General features: G+C 41.4%; 15 protein-coding genes. All 15 read left to right on the top strand.

The genetic code is table 11. The annotated features are described in order from the left end of the window. Window positions 1-242: 242 nt before the first annotated feature. The 15 genes from MHI51_RS22670 to MHI51_RS22600 all read left to right on the top strand — a co-directional run bounded on the left by MHI51_RS22670 (window position 243) and on the right by MHI51_RS22600 (window position 16291). The gene (locus MHI51_RS22670) at window positions 243-1166 is read left to right on the top strand and encodes a helix-turn-helix transcriptional regulator (protein WP_076218443.1); all 924 of its coding nucleotides are present in this window, start codon (window positions 243-245) and stop codon (window positions 1164-1166) included. A gap of 249 nt (window positions 1167-1415) precedes the next feature. Beyond that, window positions 1416-2393, top strand: a complete 978-nt coding sequence (locus MHI51_RS22665; RefSeq protein WP_076218444.1) for a phosphotransferase enzyme family protein — start codon at window positions 1416-1418, stop codon at window positions 2391-2393. A 1059-nt stretch (window positions 2394-3452) separates the two neighbouring features. Next, window positions 3453-4271 carry a MerR family transcriptional regulator gene (locus MHI51_RS22660; protein ID WP_076194965.1) on the top strand — a complete coding sequence of 273 codons (819 nt, stop codon included), beginning with the start codon at window positions 3453-3455 and terminating at the stop codon, window positions 4269-4271. 23 nt (window positions 4272-4294) lie between these two features. Further along, window positions 4295-5464 (top strand): MFS transporter, encoded by a 1170-nt coding sequence (locus MHI51_RS22655; RefSeq protein WP_405173280.1) that lies wholly within the window; start codon window positions 4295-4297, stop codon window positions 5462-5464. A 649-nt stretch (window positions 5465-6113) separates the two neighbouring features. Then, on the top strand, window positions 6114-6347 hold the full coding sequence (locus tag MHI51_RS22650) for a pyridoxamine 5'-phosphate oxidase family protein (RefSeq protein WP_143759939.1): 234 nt from the start codon (window positions 6114-6116) through the stop codon (window positions 6345-6347). A 65-nt stretch (window positions 6348-6412) separates the two neighbouring features. Next, entirely contained in the window at window positions 6413-6961 is a 549-nt protein-coding gene (locus MHI51_RS22645; RefSeq protein WP_076279283.1) for an RNA polymerase sigma factor, read from the top strand. Continuing rightward, on the top strand, window positions 6943-8082 hold the full coding sequence (locus tag MHI51_RS22640; RefSeq protein ID WP_076277406.1) for a DUF4367 domain-containing protein: 1140 nt from the start codon (window positions 6943-6945) through the stop codon (window positions 8080-8082). Before MHI51_RS22645 ends, MHI51_RS22640 begins: the two co-directional genes overlap by 19 nt. Window positions 8083-8998: 916 nt before the next feature. Beyond that, on the top strand, window positions 8999-9457 hold the full coding sequence (locus MHI51_RS22635) for a hypothetical protein (RefSeq protein WP_076184229.1): 459 nt from the start codon (window positions 8999-9001) through the stop codon (window positions 9455-9457). A gap of 735 nt (window positions 9458-10192) precedes the next feature. Further along, window positions 10193-11047, top strand: coding sequence for a hypothetical protein (locus MHI51_RS22630; RefSeq protein ID WP_405173279.1), 855 nt, complete (start codon window positions 10193-10195; stop codon window positions 11045-11047). A 177-nt stretch (window positions 11048-11224) separates the two neighbouring features. Then, window positions 11225-11668: a GNAT family N-acetyltransferase gene (locus tag MHI51_RS22625; RefSeq protein WP_076279211.1), complete on the top strand. Its 444-nt coding sequence runs from the start codon at window positions 11225-11227 to the stop codon at window positions 11666-11668. A gap of 95 nt (window positions 11669-11763) precedes the next feature. Continuing rightward, a complete protein-coding gene (locus MHI51_RS22620; protein ID WP_081386470.1) occupies window positions 11764-12204 on the top strand; it encodes a DUF6678 family protein in 441 nt (146 codons plus the stop codon). A 183-nt stretch (window positions 12205-12387) separates the two neighbouring features. Beyond that, the gene (locus tag MHI51_RS22615; RefSeq protein ID WP_076184227.1) at window positions 12388-12969 is read left to right on the top strand and encodes a TetR/AcrR family transcriptional regulator; all 582 of its coding nucleotides are present in this window, start codon (window positions 12388-12390) and stop codon (window positions 12967-12969) included. A gap of 23 nt (window positions 12970-12992) precedes the next feature. Beyond that, a complete protein-coding gene (locus MHI51_RS22610) occupies window positions 12993-13616 on the top strand; it encodes an HXXEE domain-containing protein (RefSeq protein ID WP_076217969.1) in 624 nt (207 codons plus the stop codon). Between the two features lie 223 nt (window positions 13617-13839). Next, a complete protein-coding gene (locus MHI51_RS22605) occupies window positions 13840-15024 on the top strand; it encodes an MGDG synthase family glycosyltransferase (RefSeq protein ID WP_342410024.1) in 1185 nt (394 codons plus the stop codon). 202 nt (window positions 15025-15226) lie between these two features. Continuing rightward, a complete protein-coding gene (locus tag MHI51_RS22600; RefSeq protein WP_076217967.1) occupies window positions 15227-16291 on the top strand; it encodes a serine hydrolase in 1065 nt (354 codons plus the stop codon). Window positions 16292-16327: the final 36 nt, after the last annotated feature.

Genomic DNA, 16327 nt, shown 5'->3' with positions numbered 1-16327 from the left:
TGAAGTTGTGCTTGCATGGACCTATGAACGTACGTGGTGTAATTCAACTAGCAGGCAGGATAATGGAAATGAACTGTAGAAAAAAAACTATAAATGAAAGTGACAAAAGTGGAGAATTCTACCGACAGTTGAATAAAGCGCCTATGAAAATTCAACCACCGCTTGATAGGATTGCGTTTGAGGAAATGCTATGCTGTTTTCGACAGTGCGCACTGTACATTTTGTTTTATTGGAGGTATACAATGCTCGACTTGCGTAAAATTGGAGCTTATATTTCGAAGCTTCGCAAAGACCAGGATTTGACCCAATTGGAACTTGCCGATCAACTGAATGTAAGTCATCAAGCGGTATCGAAATGGGAACGGGGCGACTCGCTACCGGATATCGGAACGCTTCCGCAGTTTGCGAGGTTATTCGGCAAAACGGTAGACGACATTTTAAATGCAGGAGACAACTCAGAAAATCGGGAGCACCAGCACCTAGGAACGATAGTTGAGGAGATCGCAGAGAACAGGCCGGACCAAGTTGCAGAGATGGTCAATACCGGTGAGATGAAGGTGGAAGAGCTTGTAGAAGTAGCACCGTTTGTAAAAGCAAGCGCTCTGCATAAGGTTACAGAACGATTAGACAGCAGCGTCCTTAAGTTAGACGTGATCATGCGGCTGGCTCCGTTCCTTGGAACAGATACATTGGATGAACTGGTTCGTCAGGCAGAAGAGGGCGAAATTGTGTGGAATGCCATTACTGGACTCGCTCCGTTCGTCAGCAGCGACACATTAAGCCGACTGGTAGATAAATCGATTGACGGTTCCTTAGAAGTGCACAATCTTGTTGGAATTGCCCCGTTTCTTGAAAGAGAACATGTAGATCGGTTGGTTCAACAAGCAGAAGAGGGTAGCTTGAGCTGGCATTTCGTTCAAGGGCTGGCACCCTTTATTAGCAGAGAAACGTTAAGCCGCTTGGTAGACCGGGTTGCAGATGGCACTATTGATGCGAACCGGATCATAAGCCTCGCACCTTTTCTGGACAGGGAAAATCTCGAGAAGTTAATTAGTGGAGTCGAAGCTGAACATCTTAGCCCAGATCTGCTGGCAAGCCTTGCTCCTTTCGTCGATCAAGGGACATTGAGTAGAATGGTGACAAACTTATTAAATAAAGTAAAGTAGACACGTATATCGGAGATTGGTGATGCATAGGCAATGGCGTTAAGCTAACGGGAAACGCTAGTTCCATAAACACGATAAAGGCAGCCCGTCAGTAAATGTGATCGGCTGCCTTTATTCAACTAACGGGCAAGTTACCTTAATAAACTAAGTGGTGGATAAAATATAAATATAAGAGTTCTCTCCCGAACTATTAGAAAAAGTCATGGTACGATGTCCTTATTCGGTTGTTTCAGGGGGAGTGAGGAGAACATGTTAAATACTCATGATGTTGCAATAGAAGCATTAACTTGTTATTCGATTACTTATCAATCAATAGCTCATATTGGCCAAAATGCAAACACCATTTATAAAGTGACAGATAAGGAAAGTAACTGCTATAGTTTGCGGATACATCTATCAAAAAATGATTCGATGGAAAGTATTTGGTCTGAGGAAAAAGTCATTCATTCAGAAATGATTTGGCTGGAATCATTAATAAATGATACTGATCTGGTGTTACCGTCACCTATAAAAAATAACATTGGTGAATATGTTACTAAGATAGCTGACATGAACTGTACATTGGTAAAATGGGTAGAGGGTGAACAAAAACAATTTGTTCCAACAGTCAATGATGCCGAGTGCGTAGGTGAATTGATCGGAAAGCTTCATAAACAATCATCTATTTGGAAGGTTCCGCAATCATTTACTAGACCATCCTTTGATAATACTAGAATTTCACAATCATTAGAAAAGCTCAAACAGCTTGCTGACGGTGGTGAGCTCAATAAAAATGATGTGGAAATTCTGCAATTGGCCGGTGAGCGTGCAATTTTAATGATGAACGATATAGAAAGAACACCTGGCAACTGGGGGATAATTCACGCAGACTTGATTCCAGGTAATTATGTGTTTCATAAACAAGAAGCTAGAGCCATTGATTTTGGAGCTTGCGGGTTCGGATATTATTTATTCGATTTAGGTTGGGCACTTTCTTATATCCACCCAGCGTTCAGAAGCCAGTTGCTAGAATCATACGCCAAACAATTCGGCCTGCCTCATAACTATGTTCAACAGTTAGAAGGCTTCTTTGTAGCTGCCCAACTCGAAACAATGAATTTTTGGCTTGGGTTGCCTGAATCTAATGAGTGGTTACCCAGTCACATTAGTAGATTAGCAAGTCGGGAATTTAAGTTATATGTAAATAAAAAAGAATTTCTTTTTAGTGGGACTCCTTACTGGGAGTAAGTTGTTCCACTAACGGGAAACGTTGTCTCAAATCACGATCAGCCAGCTGCGTGATCAGCTGCCCTTTGCGCGATCTTGATCGTATCGGACCGTATTGCAGCTATTCCAGCATATGGGTTCATATTGCGAAGGTTTCGGACTGTATAGCTCTTATTGCCCTTGATTTGCGTAGAAAAGAAGTACATTTGAGCGAATAGCTGCAACTGAGTCCGATAGTGTGGCAAAACGAGCTGAATTGTGGAAATAAGAGCAACTGAGTCCGAACAGTTGGTGAAAAGAACGCCGCCTGCCAAATTTGCTCCTAAACGTGCTACCCAGTGTTTAAACTAGCCGCCTATAGCTCAACCTAGCTACACCGTGCGCAGAATTAGCTACCTATAGCCCAACCTAGCTACTCCGTGCGCGGAATTAGCTACCTATAGCCCAACCTAGCTACTCCGTGCGCAGAATTTGTTACCTGTTGCTCAAACTAGCCGCCTATGTCTCGAAACTAGCTGCCTTTTGCGCGATCTTGATCGTATCGGACCGTATTGCAGCTATTTCAGCATATGGGTTCATATTGCGAAGGTTTCGGACTGTATAGCTCTTATTGCCCTTGATTTGCGTAGAAAAGAAGTACATTTGAGGGAATAGCTGCAACTGAGTCCGATAGTGTGGCAAAACGAGCTGAATTGTGGAAATAAGAGCAACTGAGTCCGAACAGTTGGTGATAAGAACGCCGCCTGCCAAATTTGCTCCTAAACGTGCTACCCAGTGTTTAAACTAGCCGTCTATAGCTCAAGCTATCTACACTGTGCGCGGAATTAGCTACCTATAGCTCAAGCTAGCTACTCCGTGCGATAATTGAAGGATGGGCAAAGGTGAAAACGTTTATTGGCTTATAACGCACCAATTAAACCTTGGAAAGAAGCTTAATATAAACAAGAAGGCAGCCGATCAACACGATCAGCTGCTTTTGTTCATCTAAGAGTAATTTCTCAAATAAATAAAAGCATCCTTGACTTTCCCCTGCACGGGAAACTGTATACTCACTTTATGTTATAGATTGGAGATGATATTTTGTTCAAAATTAGTGCATTTTCTAGGCTAAGCAAGGTATCCTTAAAAACACTGCGTTATTACGACCAGATTGGCATACTAAGGCCGAAAAAAGTGGATCAGGATACGTGCTACCGTTACTATTCCGCAGATCAGCTCCTTGAGCTCAACCGAATTTTAATCTATAAGGAATTGGGTTTTACATTGCCTCAAATTAAACAGCTGCTTCAGGAAAATATTTCATTAGAAAATATTCAAGGCATGTTTAAGCTGAAAAGAAGCGAAATCCAGCATATCATCGATACGGAACAAGCTAAACTCGTCAGGATTGAGGAACGTATGCAGCTTATAGAAAAAGAGGGGCAATTCGAAACGGGTCAAGAAATCAGAGTCAAAGCAGAGGGTGCTCAATTGTTTCTTTATCAGAAAGCATGCGGGAAAGAAGAGGACATTCCGGATTTGCTTCGTCAATTTGATCAGTTTATAACGACGGAAAATCGTCAATTCATTCAAGGCCCTCAGGTTGTTTTGTGGAAAGAAGTCGAAGGAAAAGAGGATGAGTTTGAGTTTGAAGTCGGGTATTTTTTAACCTGTGAGCTGCGATCATTTCCAGAACCGTTTCAGCTACGGACTCTTCCTCCTGAACCGATGATGGCCACAATGGCTTTTCATTCAAATACTAGTTTTGATTGTGCGGCCTGTGTTCATTTAGCTAAATGGATTGAGAAAAACAACTATCAGATCAAGGAGAACGAACCGGGCAGGGAGTTATATTTACCGTTATCTCCAGAACGAGATGCACAATTCATAGAAATACAAATTCCCATTATAAATAGATAACAGAAGAAGTGGAGTGGGGGAAATTGAAAAATAAACGGATCATTTATATTCTGGCACTGGCTGTTTTTCTGATTGGAACCATTGAATATATTATTACAGGAGTTATTGAGATAATTGCTGTGGACTTGGGAGTATCTACTTCTGAAGTTGGATTATTGGTGACTGTGTTTGCCCTCTCTGCAGCCATTGTCGCTCCGGTTTTGATTGCATTAACGATCAATGCAGATCGCAAGAAACTACTAATGATCACCCTAGGTGTGTTTATTGCCAGCAACGGACTTATGTTTGTAGATCTTGCTTATGAAACAGTACTATGGATACGTATTATCCAAGGGGCTAGCGGAGGAGTCGCTACCGTTGTAGCCATGGCAATAGCGACCCGACTCGTTGAAAAAGAAAAAAGGGGCAATGCCATCGGTATCATTTTGATGGGGCTTAGCAGTTCACTAGTGCTTGGTGTTCCTGTGGGCACATTTTTTAGTGAGATGTTTGGATGGAGAGTGCTATTTGTTTTAATCGGATTATTAAGTATTCTTCCATTACTTATCATCTATAAAAAGGTTCCGGCAATCAAAGAAGAGGAAAAGGTTACCCTCAGAATGCAGCTCTCTATTTTAAAAAATCCAACCATTCTGATGGCCTTGGTTATTACGTTATTTTATGTCGGCGGCTATTCTACACTGTTTACTTATATTACGCCTTTCTTGCAAGCCACGTCCTCTCTTTCCATGACCGAAATTAGCGGTGTTCTGTTCCTGGCGGGCATTTGCAGCTTTGTCGGATCAAAGCTGGGCGGACAACTGGCAGATGCAAAGGGATCGAAATTCACCATTTGTCTCGGGCTCCTGTTACAAGGGACGACACTGCTTTTATTCGCTCTAGCCGGAGTCAATTTGTTGGTTTTAATCTTGGTTTTAATGATTTTTATGTTAGCAACGTGGAGTATTTCCCCGGCCCAGCAACTATATCTGGTTACTCTGGCGCCTCGAAATCCGGACATTGCTCTTAGTGTAAATACTTCGTTCATCCAATTTGGCTTTGCACTGGGATCTGGATTAGGCGGGTTAGTCATCAGTCGTACCTCTGTCCTATATTTGAATTGGTTGGGTTTTGCCGCTGTATGCATAGCTTTACTTCTTGCTAGCTTACTATTTAAAAAAATGAGCAGTAGGACTAAAACTACTATGGTTTAAATAAGAAATGGATTGGAGAACGACAAAGAGAACTTTATCGCCGAATTTTTCCAGAGCCATCTGGGACTGAGTATCAGCATTCCAATTTAATGGACAGAGCTGATGTTGAGTGTTTATTTGATTACTGTCAGATATTAGAAGCGATAACCTCGAAGAATTTATTTTTGAAGTCGAAACACATGTCGATTCATTATCTGAACTTTAAGCTAGAGTGAAACGATATCTTAATAAAAACAAGAAGGCAGCCGATCAACACGATCGGCTGCTTTTGTTCATCTAAGAGTAATTTCTCGAATGAATAAAAGCATCATTGACGTTTCTCAGCACGGGAAACTGTATACTCACATTATGTTGTAGATAGGAGATGACACTGCGTTATTACGACCAGATTGGCATACTTAGGACGAGAAAAGTGGATCACGATTCGTGCTATCGTTACTATTGGATAGTTCATGGCGGGAAGTTTGTCGGCCAAAAGTATTTTGGTGTTCTTGTCCGCGAGGGGTTCAAGGGTGCCCAGAGCGGCTAGCTTGTAGTAAAAGTACCGGATTCTATATCGTGGAGTCAGGCTGCTGTCAGCTGCCAGCTAAGCTAAGTGTAACTCCATTTACGTTACCGATCCCTAGGAAAGTCCAGCGAGAGAAAGTCACTGCCGCCAACCCCCACCAATGTTGGTCCTGCCTTTATTTGCGGGGCGCTCCTGAAGACCGGCTATGATGACCCGGATGTAATTCTGATTAAGGTCCATGCCGATGCAGTCCAATACTGGAAAAACAGGAACCTGGCTGAGAAGGTGATGCAAATGTTCAAGCGGATCACCAACCGGGATTCATCTGTAGGTCTCATTTGCTGTGCAGCCGGAAGAAATAAATGTCACGCCTGAGGCTACTCAAGTGTTATATCTATAGAAACAGAAGAAATAGAAGAAAGGAGACCAACGTGGATTCTATGGAAGAGAAGATTAGGAGAATACAGGCCGGAGATGCCCGCCTGTTCTCAGATGTAATCAAGCTGTACCAGCAGCGGATATACCTCTACTGCTTCCGGATGCTGAACAGCAGGGAAGAGGCGGAGGATGCGGTGCAGGATGTCCTGATTAAGGCCTATCAGAATATCGGGCAATACAAGCCGCAGGCGGATTTCGTATCATGGCTCTACAAGATCGCGTACCACCATTGTCTGAATCAGTTGCGGCGGCAGAAATTTCAGTTTCAATTGCGCAAGCTGCTCTGGCAGGAGGTTGCGGTGAACAGTGCCGAACAAATGGTCGAGGACCGCCTGTTCAGCGAGCCAGTCTCGACCGCCCTGGGGAAGCTGAATGTGGAAGACCGGAATTTGTTGATTCTGCGTATTTATGAAGATAAATCGTTTGCGGAAATCGGCGAAATTCTGGGTGTCAGTACGGCTACCGTACGCAAAAGATATGAACGGACCAAAGGCAAGCTTAAAAAGGTGTTGGAGAGAAAGGAGAAACAACTATGGACAAGAGTGAATTAACCTCGGAGGAGCGGTTTCTGAAGCACGGAGACCGGTCCGCCAATTTCATCCCCGTTGATGTTCATGAACAGGTAATGACAGCGCTCGGGCTTGGCGGGATCTTACCTGCTGCAGAAGAGCAGACCCCTCTGCAGACACTTCCGTCAAACGAAGGGGCTCCTAACGTTATGCGCAGGCTAAAGACAGAAGCCGGAACGGGGCGGAGCCGGAGGAGAATCCTGCGGATTCCGGTGCAGGGCTGGGTGGCGGCACTACTTGTAATGGTCTTGTTGGGCGGCGGTTATACCCAGTATTCCGGTGAACTCCGGCAGGGGGCCCAAATTCAGTACAAGGTGCTGCCCTATAAGCCACTTCTGGCAACGAAATCAGGTGGAATGATAGAGAAGCCGAATGAACCCTTGATTCCCTGGCCGGCCAAAGCGCAGCTGAGCAAAGAGGATGAACTCTACAAGATGAAATATGCAAAGGGCTACAATGCCATTGAGAAGTTGCTGCTTCCTGGAGAGTATGCCACCTATGTTATCAAACGTGAAGACGGGAAAGAAGAATCTCATCTTGGGTTATACTGCCCGCCGATCATAGTCAAGGACTATTCCACTTATAAGACCAGTGTTGAGAAGCACCACGCTCCCGAAGTGAAGCAACCGGGATATATGCCGGATGGGTATACCTTGGACGAGGCGTTTATCAAGCCTTCTTTTATAAAGGTCGAAGATGACAAGCAGTTTAAAGGCGAAAGCGAGATAGACCTAGGAGACAACTTCCGGATGACTTGGAAACGGGAGAAGGCGGAGAATATTGCCTATGATTCTTCTACACTTGTGTACAAGAAGGGGAAGATTCAGGTGAGAATCAGTGCCTCACGTGTTGATGAAAAAGCTACACCGGTAGAAAGCCTGCTGTGGACCAAAACGACAAAGGTGGAGAATATTGATATTGGCGGCAAGCAGCTCATTTATCTCGAACCTTCCAGCAACGAAAAGATTGACCTGGGGTATAAGTATAGACTAGTCTGGTCTGACCCGGAAGCGCAGATCATCTATAATGTGTCGGTTCGCCAGGAGAAATCTGAGTTGACCAAGGATGAGGTCATCCGTATTGCTGCCAGTATGATGAATTAAACGAACACAGATATTACGCTCAGGACTGTTTCGCTATCTATGATAGCGGGACAGCCCTCGAGCGTTTTTTGCATATGCGAAGCACTGCATATTCGTGAGATTTTATAAGAATTCTTGCATTGCTCTCATATGAACTTCCGATTCATATTATTAATGTAGCAATGTAGCAAGATAATGCAGATTATAGCCTCTCGGAATAAGGAGCAGCATGGAGGGGCTAAACCAGAGAAAGTGCATAATTAGAGCTGGAAAAGATGGATTATGAAAACCAGTTTCAAAAAAAGGGCAAACCTCAAGTGGGTACAGTGTGCTATACTGCTGCGCAATGTAACACTCGAAGTCTGCCCTCTATACATAAAGACCGTCTTCAGTGGTTCAAGTTTGTCCTCTATGTATAACGACAATCCCGCTGTTCTGTTTTCCAGTACAAGTGTAACACGACTGAAAATCAACGAGGAGGCTGAATAACGATGCGAGGCTGTATCAGCAAACGAAAGAATGAAACCTATGCATACACGATTGAACTCGGGAAACATCCTGTTACACAAAGGAGACGGTAGCGCCTCAAAGCCGGTTTTGCAACATGGAAAGATGCTGAACAAGCCCTAGTGCAGGCATTAGCTCATCTTGGACGGGGAAGTTACGTAGCGTTCCACTGCCCCAGCAGCAAAATTCAAGTGCTTTATGAAACCAATGAAAAAAGTGGTTGGTTTGACTGCGATAACCTCAAAGAATTTATTTTTGAAGTCGAATCACATGTCGATTCATTACCTGAACTTTACGCTAACGTGAAACGATAACACAATAACGACACACAGGCAGTCGGTCAATGGATCGGCTGCCTATGTTCAACTAACGGGCAGAATACTTCCAATATGTGGTATTCTAAGGTATGGGATTTGAACAGGGGGGAGCCATGTTGACGGAAATAAAATATCCAGTTAAGAATCCATCCAGAATTGGAACTATTATAGGCATGATTGCTCTTATATCGAGTCAATCTATTCTTGGATTGAGATTATGGAATCAGAGGGGGGTATTCTACACTTCGTTAACTGTGGTTCTTTTGTGTTTAGTTTTATTGTTACTCACATTGTACAGAACATTTTTTAAGAAACCAACGGAGTTATGCCTATCCAATGAGCAAATTATATTAAATGGAAATATGATTAATCCAAAGGATATTAAAGTGATAATGACCAGGGGGTACTTTAAACCTGTTATTGGGATATTACCTTACAGGAGGAAGATCGTCCCATTAGATATGGCATTTAGGTATTCAAAGGATGAAGATAAAGGTATCTCGGATTTAGAGAGTTGGGCAAAAATGAACAATGTTAAGATGGTCAATAAATCGTTTCAAACGTGGATATAAGTGTATTCAAAAGCACTATTCGGCAGTTAAATGCGGTATATATAGTACGATTATCCATAAGAGATGAGGTGCCTTTATCAAGAAGAAATATGCTTTTCTAATCGTTTCCATATTATTATTTGTGATGGCTTATACAAAACCAAGTAGTCAATATTATGATAATTACCTCCATAAGGTTCACGGTCTTAAATGTGACAGTTCCGAAAGCTCAAATTGCTTTCATACTATTAATGACTTGAAATCATCAAGTCTCACACATCAGATTATTTTTATGACAGCAGAAACAAAAATTTTTGGAGAGGCAGATAACAAAATACGAGTAATAGGTATTTTCAATCATTTTTTTGTGATAGAAAATCGTCTTCATCCTAAATCAGATAATAACAATAATATCGAAGTTCCGTTAAGCTAACGGGCAGGATTGTTTAGAAAGTCCCTGATTGTATTTACCTATGCTTACTGTTAATCTAAACAATAGAGATGCTAACAAAGGAGCATAAACCTTATCATGTGGAATACTCTGTAAAGATTAACAATTTGAAAGGATGCCTGAAATAGTGATTACACTATTTTATTAGGTGTGCTTTTCTTTAATCTTACAGGGTGTGCAGGGAAAGGTGTATCATATACCCATCCTGCGGATACCTGATGGTATTCGCTTTTATTCGTGGGAAAACGCATCTCTATTGATTCCTACCTGTTTATCCTTCTACTAGCGAGTGGAGGAACTTTATTATGCGATCGAAATTAGTCTTAATTGAGGGGATGCCAGGATCTGGCAAAACAACGACTGCTCAGCTCGTTCATGAAATTCTTACGGAAGTGAACATTACATCGCAGCTTTTTTTAGAAGGAAATTTGGAACATCCTGCTGATTATGATGGAGTCGCTTTCTTTAAGAAAACTGAATGGGATGAATTATTGAATACCCATAAAAAGTTTAAAGATTTGTTGAGTAATCTAATGATTCAACAAGATAACGATTACTTCCTAGAATATCGGAAAATAAAAAGTGAAGTCTGGTCAAGTTTTCCAGATGAATTGCATCGCGCAGTTTTTAAACATGATATTTATGAATTGCCGCTAGATCAGAATAGGAAACTTATAACAGAACGATGGACGAAGTTTGAGGATCGTGTTATGTATGGCGCAGACACCTTTATTTTTGATTGTTGTTTTATACAAAACCCTGTAACAATAGGCATGATTAAACATGCTGCGAAGAAGGAAGACGTTATAAGTTATGTTATTGAACTGGCAACAATTGTAGAGCGGCTGAATCCATTGTTGATATACGTACAGCAGAATGATCTTGATCATTCTTTCAGAAAGGCTGTAAAGGAAAGACCTCAGGAATGGTCAGAGGGATTTATTGAATATTACACGAACCAGGGGTATGGAAAAACACAAAATTATAAAGGGTTAGATGGAACACTGCAGGTTCTTAAAGCAAGAAGGGAACTAGAAAAAGAGATTTTTACCAGATTAAACATTACCAAGATAAAAGTTGATAACTCTTCTTATAATAAAAACGATTATAAGCAAGTTTTAGAGGGCATTTTATCAGAATATTATAAATCAACAAACTAATGAGAGATTGGATTCTAGGGATTGCAGGCTGAAAAAGAGGCAATCTATAAAGCTTACGGGAAACGATAGCTGAGGTGCATTGCCATGGCAATGCTCCTTTTTTATTTGTTGAAGTAACGGGCAGGATTGCTTCATCAATTGTCGAATCCTTTGCTTGAATATTTCTATAAGGGGGCGATGGAAATTAAGATACGAGAAGTTGTAGCAAATGATTATGCTGAAGTTGTTTTTTTATGGAATGATGTACTTGGTGTTCGCAATGTTAATATTGAAAATTTTCGAGTTACTATGGAAAACATGAATAAGGCTGGGAATTATAAAACATTCGTTGCATTATTTGAAAATGAAGTGGTTGGTTTTGTCACTATAGTTCAGGCGTTATCCGTAGGGTCTTCGAATGGTTATCTACATATTCAAGGGCTTGCCGTTAAAAAGGAATTACAGCATAGTGGGATAGGTACAGAACTACTAAGACACACTGAGAATTATGCTAAAGAAATGGGAATATCAAGTATTATTTTATGTAGCGGATTTAAGCGAACCGACGCCCATGCTTTCTATGTGCATAATGGCTATGACAAAGATTCATACTGCTTTGATAAGATTATTAAACTTGACTAATTTTGAATTAATTTACCGGGAAACGATAACTCAATAATGACACACAGGCAGGTCAGCGTGGGATTTATGTTGTTTATTCAGGAGGATTTTTGATTGTGGGTTATGAACAGGATTTTAAAAAAAGGGTACATGAAGTTATTAAACAGAAACAACTATGTTCAGTTATGAATGACACTAAGTGGGGAAACTTACAAAGTGATGTACTAAATAAACTACCTTTTACCCCTCCATATCAAGCTAAGTATGTCTTAGACGATATACTTTATCCAGAGAACTTCGAAAACGACGTCTGGTATTTAGGGGATTGGATAGAAGGACTTTCACCTTTTTTTTCTGTAGAATGGATACGGGTTAGACCAAGGTATCAGAAGCACAAGGGGAATCTGCTTCCTCCTGAATTAATTGACATAAGTAAAGAATTTCTTTCGATTTTACATGAATTAAGAATTCCGTATAGAGAAGAAAATAATACATTTTTCATTTATGGATATATATCAAATACAGACTCACTTTTCAAAGGTAATCAATTAAGCTAACAGGAAACGTTAATTTAATAAAAACATGTAAGCAGCCGCTCAAACAACCGGCTGCTTTTTCATTTAAACTTGGTTTGATTCCGGATAAATAAAAGTTGCAAAAAGGAAAAAGATTGCTACACTAAATTTAAACGTTATTTTAAATGTCATTTAAATTAAAGGAAATATACTTGGAGGTTGCGTATGGAGACAGACAAAAAGTTGGAAACAAAAGAGAAGATTATGCGTGCCACACTGGAGTTGACCAAACAAGAAGGCTTTGAAAGGATCACTATAAAAAAAATTGCAGAAGCCTCAAGCACGAATGTCGCTCTAGTTAACTATTACTTTGGGTCCAAAGAAAACTTGTTTAGCGAGTCCATCAAATTGATATTGAACAGCTTTCAGCATACCTTTGCCATACTTGACGATTTCTCTATATCCTCACGAGATAGATTGAGGCAATTTTTACTGGATTATTTGCAAGTGATCCTTCAATATCCCGAATTGCTCTCCAGAATCATCCTGATGGGCAAGACCGTTTTCTCCTCCCAGCATGAATATGGATCATTTTTGAATCTATTGGGGTTTCCTAAGATACAAAATACTTTAAGAGAGTTAACCGATGAGCAGCAGCCAGAGCACCTGATGACCATGACGATGCAGATTTTTGGAGCGCTTTTTCTACCGGCACTTATGAGTCCTATTCTAGAAACAGGAGCTTCCGTGAAGATAGCACCTATAGAGGAACAGATTGACCTGCTCTTTGCAAGATACTTTCATTAATAAACTCAGATTGAGGTGATTAAATGAATTTTTTAAGAAAATATTGGCAGGATATAGGACTATTCATTGGCATTGTTATATGCATGTATCTTCTAATGAATTGGGAAACAATACCGCGGATAAACAGCATATTATGGTTAAGCTTTGTGACGATCCTTCTTCATCAATTTGAGGAATACCGCTGGCCAGGGTACTTTCCAGGCATATTCAATATAGCCCTTTTTAAAAGTGAATCCCCTGACAACTATCCATTAAATAAACAGTCGGCAATGATTATTAATGTGGTCATCGCCTATGTGTTCTACTTGCTCCCTGTATTCTTCCCGTCAGTAGTATGGCTGGGGATGGCACCTGTTTTAATGGGCTTTTTCCAAATCATTTTCCATGGAGTCGTCATTAATATAAGAGCAAAAAGCATGTATAATCCAGGATTAGTCTCCGCAATTTTTGTACATTTGCCGGTGGGGATCTGGTACATCAACTACTTATATGAGCATCATTTAATAACCCTCTCAGACTGGATTTGGAGCGCAATTTATTTTGCCATAGCTGTTTATATTTTAATAGTGAAAGGAAATACATGGATGAAAAACAAAAACTCCATTCACAAATTTTCGCAAAAGCAATTATGGTCTTTTCATAAGTAGCTCCTCATAACCCACCAGAAGGTTCAGTTGGCCTTTAACTAAACACAGAACATTAATCCTATCGTTACTGGAGGTTGATGCACTGTGTTTTTTTCTGCGGATTTCTTCGTTTGCTTCGCGCTATGAAAATGTTGAAGTTAATATTCTGTTGAGGATCTCATCACTATCTGTTTACGATTCAGAGTTAGAGTTAGAGAAGGCCAAGCGAAAAAGGAGCTTTCTCATGAACACAGATCCTAAAGTGCTTATTGTAACTTCGGCATTTGGAGACGGGCATCTCAAAGTAGCAGAAGCGATTGATCATTCTTTTAGACGTAGAGGGATCAGCCGGATTGTCACCTTGGATCTTTTCGCTGCAGTCTACCCTACTCTGAATGAGCTGTCCCGCAGATTCTACCTGAACAGCACAGGTTATACTCAAGAATTTTATGGATTAGTGTACAAGTTGACGAGCAAGATGAACCCAGACCAGTTCATGGGCAGATGGATTCATTCTATGGGCAAGCGGAAAGTGCAAAGGATCATCGACGAGATCGGACCGGATATTATCATTCATACCTTTCCTTATTTGGCCGCTGCAGAGCTTGCATCAACAAAGGGGAGACGGATCCCCCTTTTCACTGTCATGACGGATTATGTGGTTCATGGCAGATGGCTTCATCCACAAACCACAAAGTATTTTATCGCTACGGAAAGCATGAAAGCAGAACTGATGTCATTAGGTATTGCTGAAGAAAAGCTTGTGGTTAGCGGGATTCCGATTCGTGAAGCTTTTGAACAGACTCAGGAACGTGAAGCCCTTTTACGTAAGCATGGACTAGATGGAAATCGGCATTATCTATTACTTGCGGCAGGGGCTTACGGCGTGTTGAGTGATATTAACCATTTAATAATAAGGGCGCTGCAGCTATCAAACTTCGATGTAATGGTATTGTGCGGGAATAATCATAAGCTCCAGATGGCTACGGAAGAGCTTTTTCAAGGGAATCCTCGGGTACATATACGGGGTTATACAGAAGAAATGCAGGAGCTAATGTGCATATCCTCCTGTCTGTTGACCAAAGCAGGGGGGATTACCTTGACTGAGGCGATGGCTCTAGCACTTCCTGTAATTGTCTATCGTCCGCTCCCCGGTCAGGAGGCAGGCAATGCAGAATGGTTGTTTGAGTACAATTTAATAGAGATTGCCCGAAACGGGGAGCAGTTAGTAGAGCAGCTTCAGAGATTGGAGCATCTGGGGTACAGGGATGAAAAGGTGCAGGATATGAAGAACTTTTCCCGGAAATCAGCCGCGGATGTTATCGTTACTGAGGCTTTAGAGGTTATCAAGCTGCGGCAGCCGTCTGTTTCAGCTGTAAAATCTATGATTGTTGAAGGGCAGGCGAAGACGATTCGTGGATATTATTAGCAAGGTAGGAAGACCACGCGTTGTGGGCCCTCTAATTGGAGGCTGGCTCGGAAGCTCGGGGAATGAATTGCTGCCTTTTCAAGTAAGCACCTGTTTATTTGATTATAATTATTTATTACCAGATAAAGGGTCGATAAGATGTTATTATTTGTATGGGTGAATTTATTGAAAATGCTGCTTTATTGTCATTGGGGAGGTCAAAATGTACACGAATCAGAAGTTAGAGGATATTTTGCATGAAATGCTAATCAAGTCTGTGGAAAATGAAAAGTTTCCGGGATTAGCGGCCGGAATCGTAAAGGACAACCAAGTTCTGTTTACTGGTGAATATGGGACGGCAAATTTATCGACGGGTGATCCTGTTGTTCGTGGCACTTTGTTTCACCAAGCCTCTGTCTCCAAAACCTTCGTAGCAACCGCCATTATGCAATTAGTTGAGCGTGGTAAGGTAGAATTGGATGCTCCCATCACTAAATACCTGTCATATTTTAAGTTAGAGGATGAGCGGTATCAAAATATAACAATAAGACAGCTTATGAATCATACCTCCGGTATGCCTGATGAGGAAGATTACGCGTGGGACCGCCCTGAATACGACGAGCAAAGTCTTGAACGATATGTAAAAGGGATAGGTCACCACAAGCTGTTAAGCCAACCGGGACAGAAATTTGCCTATAGTAATATAGGATATGAGATCTTGGGAGATATGATAGCAAAAGTCAGCGATATGAGCTTCGAGCAGTATATGGAAAAAAATATTCTGAAACCGACAGGAATGCAGTCCAGTTCTTTTTTTAAACAGGAGGTTGAAGCTTATATTGCTGCACCTCATGTGCTTGGAGCTACCCATGAATGTGATGGCTGCGTTAGTAGTGTTTTTCCATATAACAGGGCTCATGCACCTAGCTCCACTTTATATACCCATGCCGAAGATATGTGCCAATATCTGCTGATGCATCTAAACGGTGGAACAGCCGGGAACGGCAATGAAGTCCTCCAGCCAGGTAGCTATAATGAAATGTGGAAACCTCATGCACAAACGGGCTATGATCCGGAAAATGCACAGATAGGATTGGGCTGGTTTCTAGGAGAATATAAGGGTTCTCGTATTCTCTCACATTCCGGCTGGGATACTGGATTCTTAAGCAATCTGTTCCTGCTTCCTGATAAAAAAATCGCTATTTCTGTTATGAGTAATTGTGACTATGTCAACATGGGCAGTGTATGCTTCCCAATCCTTGATCTGTTGCTTGGCTCCAATATTTAGAACGAGTCTGTAAATGATTTTACAACTTCATAACAA

Source organism: Paenibacillus sp. FSL H8-0260, assembly GCF_045040625.1.
GTDB classification, from domain to species: Bacteria; Bacillota; Bacilli; order Paenibacillales; family Paenibacillaceae; genus Paenibacillus_AQ; species Paenibacillus_AQ odorifer.
The sequence above is the reverse complement of the archived record's forward strand: the minus strand, read 5'-3'. Positions and strand labels throughout refer to the sequence as shown.